This is a genomic window from Bradyrhizobium sp. STM 3843 (genome assembly GCF_000239815.1).
GTDB lineage: Bacteria > Pseudomonadota > Alphaproteobacteria > Rhizobiales > Xanthobacteraceae > Bradyrhizobium.
Genome location: NZ_CAFK01000190.1, coordinates 32,906 through 44,576 on the forward strand (window position 1 = coordinate 32,906; position 11,671 = coordinate 44,576).

The 11,671-nt window shown below is 64.5% G+C and carries 12 protein-coding genes; 5 read left to right on the forward strand and 7 right to left on the reverse strand.

Annotated features, from left to right (window positions below; all coding sequences use genetic code 11):
* Nucleotides 1-11: 11 nt before the first annotated feature.
* Nucleotides 12-701 carry an L-2-amino-thiazoline-4-carboxylic acid hydrolase gene (locus BRAS3843_RS19880; RefSeq protein WP_008970803.1) on the reverse strand — a complete coding sequence of 230 codons (690 nt, stop codon included), beginning with the start codon at nt 699-701 and terminating at the stop codon, nt 12-14.
* 12 nt (nt 702-713) lie between these two features.
* A complete protein-coding gene (locus BRAS3843_RS19885; protein WP_083841400.1) occupies nt 714-1,832 on the reverse strand; it encodes a serine hydrolase in 1,119 nt (372 codons plus the stop codon).
* Nucleotides 1,833-2,158: 326 nt separating this feature from the next.
* Here BRAS3843_RS19885 and BRAS3843_RS19890 point away from each other — a divergent pair, with 326 nt between their 5' ends.
* A complete protein-coding gene (locus tag BRAS3843_RS19890) occupies nt 2,159-3,379 on the forward strand; it encodes an FAD-dependent oxidoreductase (RefSeq protein WP_008970805.1) in 1,221 nt (406 codons plus the stop codon).
* A 124-nt stretch (nt 3,380-3,503) separates the two neighbouring features.
* Here the strand turns inward: BRAS3843_RS19890 and BRAS3843_RS19895 are convergent, their stop codons facing one another.
* A complete protein-coding gene (locus tag BRAS3843_RS19895) occupies nt 3,504-4,511 on the reverse strand; it encodes a fumarylacetoacetate hydrolase family protein (RefSeq protein WP_008970806.1) in 1,008 nt (335 codons plus the stop codon).
* 274 nt (nt 4,512-4,785) lie between these two features.
* On the opposite strand from BRAS3843_RS19895, the gene BRAS3843_RS19900 reads away from it, so the two are divergent.
* The 4 genes from BRAS3843_RS19900 (at nt 4,786) to BRAS3843_RS19915 (ending at nt 9,487) form a co-directional block, all read left to right on the forward strand.
* Nucleotides 4,786-6,186: a cytochrome c gene (locus BRAS3843_RS19900; protein WP_008970807.1), complete on the forward strand. Its 1,401-nt coding sequence runs from the start codon at nt 4,786-4,788 to the stop codon at nt 6,184-6,186.
* Nucleotides 6,183-6,674: a (2Fe-2S)-binding protein gene (locus BRAS3843_RS19905; protein WP_035982252.1), complete on the forward strand. Its 492-nt coding sequence runs from the start codon at nt 6,183-6,185 to the stop codon at nt 6,672-6,674. Before BRAS3843_RS19900 ends, BRAS3843_RS19905 begins: the two co-directional genes overlap by 4 nt.
* Nucleotides 6,671-8,890 (forward strand): molybdopterin cofactor-binding domain-containing protein, encoded by a 2,220-nt coding sequence (locus BRAS3843_RS19910; protein ID WP_008970809.1) that lies wholly within the window; start codon nt 6,671-6,673, stop codon nt 8,888-8,890. Before BRAS3843_RS19905 ends, BRAS3843_RS19910 begins: the two co-directional genes overlap by 4 nt.
* A 63-nt stretch (nt 8,891-8,953) precedes the next feature.
* The gene (locus tag BRAS3843_RS19915; RefSeq protein WP_008970810.1) at nt 8,954-9,487 is read left to right on the forward strand and encodes a DUF1003 domain-containing protein; all 534 of its coding nucleotides are present in this window, start codon (nt 8,954-8,956) and stop codon (nt 9,485-9,487) included.
* Between the two features lie 43 nt (nt 9,488-9,530).
* Here the strand turns inward: BRAS3843_RS19915 and BRAS3843_RS19920 are convergent, their stop codons facing one another.
* The 4 genes from BRAS3843_RS19920 to BRAS3843_RS19935 form a co-directional block, all read right to left on the reverse strand.
* Nucleotides 9,531-9,881, reverse strand: a complete 351-nt coding sequence (locus tag BRAS3843_RS19920) for a hypothetical protein (RefSeq protein ID WP_008970811.1) — start codon at nt 9,879-9,881, stop codon at nt 9,531-9,533.
* A gap of 169 nt (nt 9,882-10,050) precedes the next feature.
* Nucleotides 10,051-10,323 (reverse strand): DUF3551 domain-containing protein, encoded by a 273-nt coding sequence (locus BRAS3843_RS19925; RefSeq protein WP_008970812.1) that lies wholly within the window; start codon nt 10,321-10,323, stop codon nt 10,051-10,053.
* Nucleotides 10,324-10,405: 82 nt separating this feature from the next.
* Entirely contained in the window at nt 10,406-10,675 is a 270-nt protein-coding gene (locus BRAS3843_RS19930; RefSeq protein WP_008970813.1) for a DUF3551 domain-containing protein, read from the reverse strand.
* A gap of 326 nt (nt 10,676-11,001) precedes the next feature.
* The coding region (locus tag BRAS3843_RS19935) for an RlmE family RNA methyltransferase (protein ID WP_063710313.1) at nt 11,002-11,671 on the reverse strand (670 nt) is incomplete at its 5' end.

The window sequence follows — 11,671 nt, forward strand, 5'->3', positions numbered from 1 at the left end:
CGTCCGTCGCCCTACTCCGGCGGCAGCCGCGAGAATCGGAAATTGCAGTGGCTGGCGCCGCCAGCCAAGGTTTGCGTCCGTTCCAGGTGGATGCCTCGCGTGGCATAGGCGTCGAAATCAAGCCCGCAAATGTTCGGCAGGATTTCCTTGTCGCCGTGGCGAGCCGCGAATTTGCAAAAGCCGCAAGCCTTGTAGTTGATGCCGAATTCGAAGTTGTCGCCCGGGCTCGGCTCGACGAAATCGTAGACGAAATCGTCCGGGAACTCTTGGCGATGGGCTTCGGTCGCGCTTCTTGCCGCCTGCTCGCGCAGCAAGGCCTGGTTCTGGGACGACATGAATTGATTCCCCGCGGCGAGGCGCTCCGCTTCGGGCATGGTAAGCAATTGCGCCTTATAGGTCTCTCGCTCGATTTCGCCGATCACGGGCGACGGCACGCCGTGTCGGTAGAGCACGCGGCTGATGGCCATGAATCCCATCAGACGCATGAAGAAATCGCTCATGCGATTTTCCGCGCCGCCGACATAGGGCATCTGGGTGAGCACAATGTCGAATTCGTCCATCACCTCCTGCCCGATCCCATCAAGATCGGACAGATTCGCGCGCTCGCGCAGCATCGCTTCGGCAAGCTCGAGGCGATGGCGCATGGCCGCCTCCATTGCACCGCGATGTGCCTCGTAAAAGGGATGGATGATGTCAGCCATTGCGACAGGTCCCTACATTCGCGACACGAAGCTCGGCAGCACGACTTCGGTCAGGACCGCGTTGATCACGCCGCGCTGCTCGCCGTTCGCTCGGCCATAGTTGCCGCAGTGGATCACCACGACGACATCGCGGCCGGGAACGACGTGCAGGCGCTGGCCGCCCCAGCCGATGCCGGCGATGAAGCGCGGCGGATCCGATGGCGCGCCGTCCGGACGCGTGCCGACGTACCAGTGATAGCCATATTTGAAATCGCCGTCGATCGTGACCGTTGGTGTCGCGACGCGCTTGACCCACTCCGATGGGACGATCTGGTGGCCGTTCCACGTGCCGCCGGCGAGCATCATCTGTCCGATCTTCAGGAGGTCGGGTGGCAGCAGCCGCAAGCCTGAAGCCGCGATCGGATCACCGTGCTGGTCGCGATGCCACTCGAACGCGCCGAATTGCAGCGGATCGAACAGTACGCGCTTGCAATAGGCAGGCAGTTCGTCGCCGGTGCCCTTCGCGATCAACCGGCCAAGCAGCGCGGTGGCACCACCGCAATAGATCCATTTCGCACCGGGCTCACTGACGACAGGACGTTCGAGGATGAATCGGAATCGATCAGGCGCGTCGTCCATGGCGTTCTCACTGTTGGCCGGACTGCCATACGGAATCGAGATTTCGTCCCATTCGAATCCGAGCGTCATGCTGAGCACGTTGTGGATGGTCAGGCGATCGCGGCCGGGCTGGCTGGCGAGGTCGGAATATTCCGGAAACTGTTCGTAGAGCTTGGCTTCCGGCGGCGGCACCTTGCCTTCCGCAAGCGCGATCCCATAAGCGAGCCCGACAATGCTCTTGGATACCGAGCGCAGGTCGTGCAGCACGTTGGGTGCAAACGCGACCTCACCGAGCGGCCGGCCGCGGGCCTCGTCATTGCCTTTCTCATAATGCTCGACGAGAAGTTTGCCGCCCTGGCTCACCAGCAATGCATGCAGGCCGAACACGCGGCCGGCCTGCTCGGCCTCGCTGAGACGTTGCGCGATGTCGGCGGAGACGGATTGCGCATGCGCCGAACGCGCTGCGATGAGGCCCGCACCGAGTCCGACCAGGACGTGACGACGATCGAGACTGATCACGACGAGTCCTCCCATGAACAATCCGCGCCGGTCGTACGCGGCAAGCTCCACCATATCCGCTTTCGGTCCGGTGGTCGCGACAAATTGACGGCACGATCTCAGGTCGAGCTGCTTTCGTTATTCCTTCACATCCCATTGATCGGAAGCTGCTTCGGAGTAATGCCACAGGGATGCGTCGCGCCCTGCCTTATTGTCCGCGCTACGATCTGCCGAGACTACAAACCAATTCCGAGCTAATTTGCAAATTGGCAGGAACCGCACCGGGGCGAATGGTTTACAGCACCGACGGATTCGAGCACCGGACGATACAGCACCGGACGATACAGCACCGGACGATACTCATGGCGATCGACCCCCAAAACACCCGCCGCGTCACCTGCTGCATCGTCGGCGGCGGTCCGGCCGGAATGATGGCTGGCTTGCTCCTGGCGCGCGTCGGCGTGTCGACGCTCGTCCTGGAAAAACATGCCGATTTCCTGCGTGATTTCCGCGGCGACACCGTGCACCCCTCGACCCTGGAAATCCTCGACGAGCTCGGTCTGTACGAGGAATTTCGGCAACGTCCCCATACCGAAGTGACGCGGCTGCGTGGCCGTTTTGGCGATCTCGAGGCGACGTTCGCCGATTTCACCCATCTGCCGACCCGCGCGAAGTTTGTGGCGTTGATGCCGCAATGGGACTTCCTCGACTTCCTCGCCGCCCACGCGCGCCGCTATCCGAGCTTCGAGCTGATGATGCAGGCCGAGGCAACCGCGTTGCGCCGCGCCGATGGCAAGGTGATCGGGGTCGAGGCAAAGACCGCGGCGGGACCGCTGCAGGTGACGAGCGACCTCGTGCTGGGTTGCGACGGCCGCCATTCCATGGTGCGGCAGCAGACGAACTTGCCGGTCGAGGATATCGGCGCGCCGATGGATGTGCTGTGGTTTCGGCTGTCGCGCAAGCCGACCGACCCGAACGATCTGGTCGGCAGCTTCGGCGCCGGGCACATCCTGGTCGGCATCAACCGCGGCGACTATTGGCAATGCGGCTTCGTCATCGCCAAGGGCACGCTGGAACAGATCAAGCGGCTCGGGCTCGACAGCGTCCGCGACGCCATCGCGAGGCTCACGCCGTTCCTGGCAGACCGTACGCATGAGATCACGAGTTTCGATGATTTCCGTCTGCTGACTGTGGGCGTCGACCGGTTGACCAGCTGGCATCGTCCGGGCGTGCTGTGCATCGGCGATTCCGCGCACACGATGTCGCCGGTCGGCGGCGTCGGCATCAATCTCGCGATCCAGGATGCGGTAGCGGCCGCGAACCTGCTGGCGCGGCCGTTAAAGGAGGGCAAGGTCAGCGAGGCCGACCTTGCGGCGGTGCAGGCGCGGCGGCTGCGCCCGACGCAACTCGTGCAATGGCTGCAGGTGCAGATCCAGAAGCGCGTCATCTCCGGCGTGCTCGGCAGCGCGAAGCCGCCCGAGCCGCCCTTGCCGCTGCGACTGATCGCGCGTTTCCCGGCGCTCGCGCGCATTCCGGCGCGTCTCATCGGCTTGGGCTACCGGAGGGAACGGGTCGAGCTGTGAACGCACGGCAACACCGTCGGCTGATCTCCTGCGAGACAACCCGGTCGAACTCGCGCAATCGCCACTCGAGGGTGCGCGCGAGGCCGGCGTTGCGCGTGCCGGCCTCGCGCACAGCAGTGTGACCTCACGCCAGATCGAATTGCAGGGTACCGAGCTTCTCGATGCGGCTCGTGATCCGGTCGCCAGCCTTGAGCCAGACCTGCTTCTCCTTGGGCATGCCGACGATGACGCCTTCGGGCGTGCCGGTGAAGATGATGTCGCCCGGCTCCAGCGCGAACAGCCGCGAGGTGTAGGAAATCACTTTCTGCGGGTTGAAGATGAACTTCGAGGTGTGGGATGACTGCCGCGGCCGCTCCTCGTCATTGACGTAGGTTTCGATCGTCAGATTGTTCGGATCCACCTGATCGGCCGAGACGAAATAAGGTCCGATCGGCGCAAAGCCGTCCAGGGTCTTGCCGACCATCCACTGCCCGCCGGTCTCGAGCTGCAGGTCGCGCGCCGAGAAATCGTGCCCGATGGCGTAGCCCGCGATATAGTCGAGCGCCTCGGCCTCGGAGACGTTGCGCGCGGTCTTGCCGATCACGACCAGAAGCTCGGTCTCATAGTCGAACTTGTAGGACACCTCGCGCGGCGGCAGCTTGATCGTGGTGCGGTGCGGCGCCAGCGTGTTGTTGTACTTGTTGAACAGGATCGGCTGCTTCGGCAGCTTCTCGCCGGCCTCCTCGGCATGCGCCTTGTAATTCAGCCCGACGCAGACGATCTTGGCCGGATCGGTGAACAGGCGGCCGAACTTGATCGAGGCCTCGTCCTTGACGAATTCCTTGCGATCCCGGGCGGCGGCAATCAGCTGATCGAGCTGCGCACTGCCGGAGACGAGCAGCGCGTCCAGCGTGGCCGGGGCGGCCATGTTGAGCGCTTTTCCCGCCGCCGCAACGTCGAGAATGCCGTTCGGCAGCTTGACGCCGAGCGTCTCGCTGCCGTCGGACTGGACCATGGACAGCAGCGTCAGCCCGCGCGGCATCTGCTGCGGACCTGCGGCCGGCGCGGCGTCCGTCGCAGCACCGGTGGTCCCGAGCGTCGCGGCGCCGACACCGGCGGCGGCGGTCTTGATGAAATCACGTCGCGTCGTCATGTTTCCTCCTTCTCGATTATGGCTCCTGAGATCAGCTCCCGGGCCGTTTTGGCGGTGCCGGCGAGCATACAACTCCCCGATGGCGGCGCCAGCGCGCTGATTGCATTGGCGTCGACGCGTTTTGCGGGCTCGCTCGCAGCAACGCTGCTCAATCCACGTTATTCCGCACAGCGGTCTGCGGAACCGTCAATAAGTGGTGAGTAGATGACGCCGGAGAAACCGGCTAAGACGGGGCCCGTTATCGGACGATCGCACATAAGAACAACGACCCGATATGACGCTCTCGGCACGGATCGGCCTCATCATCGCGGCTGCGCTCATCGTCCTCGGCGCGGCGGCGGGAGCGCTGGCGTGGCGCCCCGCCATCGCGGCGATCGAGCCACCGAACCCACGATCGTTTGACCCCGAGCTTGTCAGGCGCGGCCGCCAGCTGGTCGCGCTCGGCAATTGCACCGACTGCCACACCGTGCGCGGCGGCCAGGAATTCGCCGGCGGCCTGCCGGTCGTCACCCCGTTCGGGACGGTGTTTTCCACCAACATCACCCCCGATCCGGAGACCGGCATCGGCCGCTGGTCGGAGCAGGCCTTCCAACGCGCGATGAAGTCGGGCGTCGACCGCGCGGGCCAGCATCTCTATCCGACCTTTCCCTATGATCATTTCACCCATGTCACCGACGCCGACGATCGCGCGCTCTACGCCTATCTGATGACGCGCCGGCCGGTGCGTGCACCGGCGCCTGCCAACCATCTCACCTTTCCCTATGATCAGCGGCCGCTGATCGCCGGTTGGAAGCTGTTGTTCCTGCAGCGCGATGAGGTCACACCCGATCCGGCCAAGAGCACGGTCTGGAACCGCGGCGCTTATCTGGTGCAGGGCCTGGCGCATTGCGGCGCGTGCCATACCCCGCGCAATGCGCTCGGCGCCGAGCGGACGGCGGCCAGTTTCGCCGGCGGCCAGGCCGAGAACTGGGTCGCCTACGCGCTCAATGCAGCATCGCCGGCCCCGGTGCCGTGGACGGAGGATGCGTTGTTCGACTACTTACGCAACGGCTGGCAGAAGGATCACGGCGTCGCGCGCGGGCCGATGGCGCAGGTGGTCAACAATCTGTCGCTCGTCGATGACGACGATGTCCGGGCCATCGCGGCCTACACTGCCGATATTTTCGGACCACCTGCAGCCGGGCGCATTCAGGGCGCCGAGGCGGTGCGCGCGGAAGCCGCCAAGCCGCGATCAGGACCACCGCAGACATCGGCCTCGACGTCAGCGCCGAAGGCGAGCGGCCCCGACAGCACTGAGGGCGCCGCGATCTACGTGGCGGCCTGCGCGAGCTGTCATGAGACCGGCCGCGCCCTGCCCTATGTCGGCGTCGATCTGCACCTCTCCACCGGCATCAACGCGCCCGATCCGCGTAACGTCGCCAACACCATTCTCTATGGCCTGGCGGCGCGCAACGGCGAGCGCAGCCCGATCATGCCCGGCTTTGCCGCCAGCATGACCGACGCGCAAGTGACCGCGCTGCTGAACTATCTCCGGGCCACATTCAGCAAGCAGCCGCCCTGGAGCAATATCGCGCAGACCGTTGCGGACGCGCGGCAAGCGCAGGCCGCGTTCCTGCAGACCGCGGCGGAGCCGCCGAACATCGCCATCCATACCTCGCCGCGAGGCCAACCATGATGAGCTTGAAGATCAACGGCCAGGACCATCAGGTCGATGCCGAGCCCGACACGCCGCTGCTCTACGTGCTGCGCGACGACATCAAATTGAACGCAGCGAAGTATGGCTGCGGCCTGGGGCAATGCGGCGCCTGCACGGTGATCGTCGACGGCAATGCCGTGTTCTCCTGCGTCACGCCGATCCTGCTGTTGAAGGACAAAGAGATCACGACCTTGGAAGGTCTGGGCACGATCGAGAAGCCGGCGCCGATCCAGCGCGCCTTCATGGCCGAGCAGTCGGCGCAGTGCGGCTACTGCATTCCCGGCATGATGATGCGAGCCCAGGCGCTGCTGCAGCGTAATCCCAATCCGACGGACCAGCAGATCCGTGCCGAGCTGGCCCCGCATCTGTGCCGCTGCGGCACCCATATGCGCATCCTGCGCGCGGTCCATCGCGCCGCCGAGATGATGACCAGGGCTGACGCCGGCGATCAGGGAGGGACGCTATGATCGCCGCTTTCACCCTCGATCGCAGGCAGGTGCTGCTCGGCGGCGGCGCCCTCATCGTCGGCTTCTCGCTGCGCGGAGCAGCGGCCCAGGAGGCCGCGAGCCCGGCGAAGCGACCGGGTAGCCTGGCGACAACGCCCTATCTCGACTCCTGGATCAGGATCGATGCCGACGGCCGCATCACCGTGTTCACCGGCAAGGCCGAGCTCGGCCAGGGCATCAAGACCGCTCTCCAGCAGATCGCTGCCGAAGAGCTCGACGTGTCGTTCGAGGCCGTCGAGCTCGTCACGGCCGATACCAAGCGCACGGCGAACGAGGGCTATACCTCCGGCAGCCATTCGATGCAGGACAGCGGCACCGCCATTCGTCATGCCGCGGCTCAAGCGCGCGAGCTGTTGATCGCGCAGGCCGCTCAACGCCTCAACCAGCCGGCTGACAGCCTGCGGGCTGAGAACGGCGCGGTGATCGCGCCTGATGGCACGCGCCTCGGCTATGGCGAGCTGATCGCCGCGGACATTCTGCATGTCGAGGCCCAGCCGAGCTCGAAACTGAAGGACCCCGCAAGCTTCAAGGTGATGGGACGCCCGATCCCGCGGGTCGATATCCCTGCCAAGGTCACCGGTGGCGCCGCCTATGTGCAGGACATGCGGCTGCCCGGCATGCTGCACGCGCGGATCGTGCGACCGCCGAGCTATGGCGCGACGCTGACGGACGTGGACGGCGCCGCTATCGAGAAGATGCCGGGCGTCGTGAAGGTGGTCCGCAACGGCAACTTCCTTGCCGTCGTGGCCGAGAAGGAATTCCAGGCGATCAAGGCGATGCTCGCCCTTGCCGCGGCCGCCAAATGGCAGGAGCACCCGCAGCTGCCGGCCGAACGCGGCGTGCGCGAGCTGCTGACCAATCTGCCATCGCGGGACATGACGATCCTCAATGTCAGCGATCCGTCGGTCTCGGGCCTCCGGTCGATCGAGGCGACCTACACGCGGCCCTATCAGGCCCATGGCTCGATCGGCCCGTCATGCGCTGTCGCGCAGCTGGTGGACGGCGCGATGACGGTCTGGAGCCATACGCAAGGCGTCTATCCCGACCGCCAGGCCATTGCCGAGATGCTGCAGCTCGCGTCCGACAGCGTGCGCGTGATCCATGTCGAAGGCTCCGGCTGTTACGGCCACAATGGCGCCGACGATGCGGCCGCCGATGCCGCGCTGATCGCGAGCCTCATTCCTGGACGGCCGATCCGGGTGCAATGGATGCGCGAGCAGGAGCATGCCTGGGAGCCGTTCGGCCCGGCCATGCTGACGCAAGCGAAGGCCTCGCTTGATGCCGAGGGCCGGATTGCAGATTGGCACTTCGAGGTCTGGAGCAATACCCATTCCATGCGTCCCGGCGGTGCCGGCTGCCTGCTCGCCGCCCAGCACAAGGCGGAGCCGGTCGCAGAACCTGCGCCGAAGCCGCTTCCCCTGCCGGAGGGCGGCGGCGACCGCAACGCGATCCCGATTTATGCATTCCCCAACGCGAAAGTGGTGCATCACTTCATCAGCCAGATGCCCCTGCGGATCTCCGCGATGCGCTCGCTCGGCGCCTATCACAACGTGTTTTCGATCGAGAGCTTCATGGATGAGCTCGCCGCGCTGGCCGGGAAAGATCCTGTCGAATTCCGGCTGGCGCATCTGAAGGATCAGCGCGCACGGGACGTGGTGCAGAAGGCGGCTGAAGCTTTCGGCTGGGCCCAGGATCAAAAGCCGCCTGCCGGCCGCGGCTACGGCTTTGCCTTCGCCCGCTACAAGAATCTCGCTGCCTACTGCGCGATCGCCTCCGAGATCGAAGTGATCAGCGACACCGGCCGCGCGCGCCTGGTGCGCGCGGTCGCAGCGGTCGATGCCGGCCAGATCGTCAATCCGAACGGGCTGATCAACCAGATCGAAGGCGCGATCGTGCAATCGTCAAGCTGGACGCTCTATGAGAGCGTCACCTTCGACGACACCAGGATCACCAGCATCGACTGGCAGACCTACCCGATCCTGCGCTTCAGTGCTGTCCCCGACACGATCGACGTCCACCTGATCGATCGCCCGGGCGAGCCGTTCCTCGGAAGCGGTGAAACCGCCCAGGGCCCCGCTGCCGCCTCGATCGCAAATGCCGTCACCAATGCGATCGGCAAGCGGCTGCGGGATCTCCCATTGACACGTCAGCGCATCAGGGCGGCGATCGAGGCTTGAAGCTGTAAGAAGGCGGCAAACTCGCCACGGGAACGGTTCGCGGCAGACACCGTTGCCCTCTCGATGACCAGAGAACTTGCTCCGGACACCGCTCCGAGCCAAGGTCTGACACCGGCCTTGGAGCGGAACATCAAGGCCCTCGTCGACCGGCGGAAACGTAAGGAAGCTGAGGCGAACACCGAACAGAAGCTCGCCGACGCGATCACGCGCTTCACGGGCTCGATGCCGTTCGTCTATCTGCACCTCTTCGTGTTCGGTTTCTGGATCGTGGCGAATGTGCATCTCGTTCCAGGCGTGCCGGCGTGGGATGAAAGCTTCGTGATACTCGCCATGGTCGCCTCGGTGGAGGCGATCTTCCTGTCGACTTTCGTGTTGATCTCACAGAATCGCATGGCGGCCGAGGCGGACAAGCGGGCCGACCTCGATCTGCAGATCAGTCTCCTGACCGAAAACGAACTGACCCAGGTGGTGACGCTCCTGAATCAAATGGCATCCCGACTCGGGATCGAGCCCGATGCGCAGGCGGCGCTGCGCGAAGCCTCGCGCGATATCGCGCCTGAACGGGTGCTCGACAAGATTGAGGAAGCGCAGGGCTGAGGCCGGCATCATCGCAAGATGACGATGCAGCCGCTCGAATTGGTCAGCCGCAATTCCAGACCAGGCCGATCGGCGTGCGCGTCCAGCACGGGCCGAAGCTGCCACCATTATAGTGGCCGCGGTAGAAGCCGGGACGGCCGAAATAGTGCCACTCGCCATTGTAGAGATAGTAGCGCGGCGTGGGATCGATGTACCAATGCCGGCGCTTCGGCCCCTCGCGCAGCGCGTCCTTGTCGGCATAGAGCGGAAGGCTATTGTTCGGCGGCTGGTGGTAGCCGGGCAGGAAACCATAGCCATGCCAGCGTTGCGGTTTCTTATGTGCCGAGGCGGCGAAGGCGATGGCCGGCAGCAGGACAACAAGAAGAGCACTGAAGACAGTGATGAAGCGCGACATGCGCGCATCATAGCGGGCCGGCGGCCCGAAATCGATTCAAATCGAAGCGCACCTCAGTCCGAGAAACGAACAGTCACCAAATTGCGGGACACCGTTGCGCTCGCGCATCTCGCCAGTCCCACGCGTCCGCCCCGAAACAAACGGAAACGTGGCACAAACAGGTCGATGGTCAGTAAGCGTGCCGATGCCGGCGATGCTGCGAGCGCGCCGGCAGCGGCGCTTCCACAAAATATGGATTGATCACGCACATCGCAGCGCGGCCCGAGGCCGAAGCCCGGCACTGCGGCAGCGACGTGTAGCTGCAGTCGATCCATTCGCCGCCGCCGTCGTCGGACCCGTCATAGACCTTCATGCACACGGGGACACGAGGGTCGTAGGTCTGGGCCTTCGCTGGAAGAGACGAGATTGCGAGCATCAGAATGCTCCAGGCCAGGACACGCATCAGAACCTCCGTCGCAGCACTCGTCGGCAACCGTTGACCTGTATCAACACGTGAAGAAGGCGAGAACGCCGAATTCACGTCCTCAGTAGGCGCGGCGATGCCTGCGACCGGCCCATTCGGGCGGCGGCGCCGGCGGAAACCAAGGATTGATCACGCACATCGCCGGACGGCCCGAGGCCGTGGCCTGACACTGCGGCAGCGACGTGTAGCTGCAGTCGATCCATTCGCCGCCGCCGAGCGGCCCGGCATAAAGTTTCATGCACACGGGAAAGCGAGGATCATAAGTCTGAGCTTTGGCCGGAATGGACAGGATGGTGGCGCACACGAGGATGCTCCAAGCCAGAACGCGCATCGGTATCTCCGTGGTAGCGGTCGTCAAAAGACAAGCCGGCAAGATCGACTTGGCACTTTGCTTTGGATCAAGAAAAGTCATGGCCCGCTCAGCGTCCTTGCGTGACGAACGCCGAGCGATTGTTGAGCTGTATCAACACACGGCGAGAGCCGGAAGGGCAAATTAATCAGGTCACAATCCAACACGGTTTCCCGCCATGATCGAACCGAAGCTTGCATTGATGTTGGTGCTGATAGGAACTCTCCTGCTGTCGCCGCATGTTCCGGAGCATCCCCTTCGGATTTTGGCGGCTCGACTGCCTCGCCGAATCGGCCGCAACCAGGCCGCTACTCGACGTCGGCCGCCTGACCGCCTCTGAATCCCAAGGCGAGCACGTAGCGCTCGGAGGAATCCTGCCGGCTCGCTGCCGGCTTGACGTGGCGGACGCTGGCAAAATCGCGCTTGAGCTGTGCCAGCAGGTCTGCATCGGCACCGCTCTGGAAAGTCTTGGCAACGAAAGCCCCGCCGGGCTTGAGCACCTCGCCGGCGAAATGCGCCGCGAGCTCGACCAGGCCGACGATGCGGAGCTGATCGGTCTTGCGATGGCCGGTGGTGTTGGCCGCCATGTCCGACATGACCACGTCGGCGCGGCCGCCAAGCATCGCCATGAGCTTGTCCGGCGCGTCACTGGCGTGGAAATCGAGCTGGGTGAAGGTGACACCCGGAATCTCACCCATCTCCAAAAGGTCGATCGCGATCACACGGCCGCGGCCGGCATCGGCGCCGACCCGCTTCGCCGCGATCTGGCTCCAGCCGCCGGGGGCGGCACCGAGATCGACCACGGTCATGCCCGGCTTCAAGACGTGATATTTGTCGTCGATCTCGAGCAGCTTGTATGCCGCGCGCGAGCGGTAGCCGTCACGCTTGGCCTGCGCGACATAGGGATCGTTGAGCTGGCGCTCCAGCCAGAGCTTCGAGGACAGCTTGCGCTTGCCGCCGGTCCTGACCTGCACATGC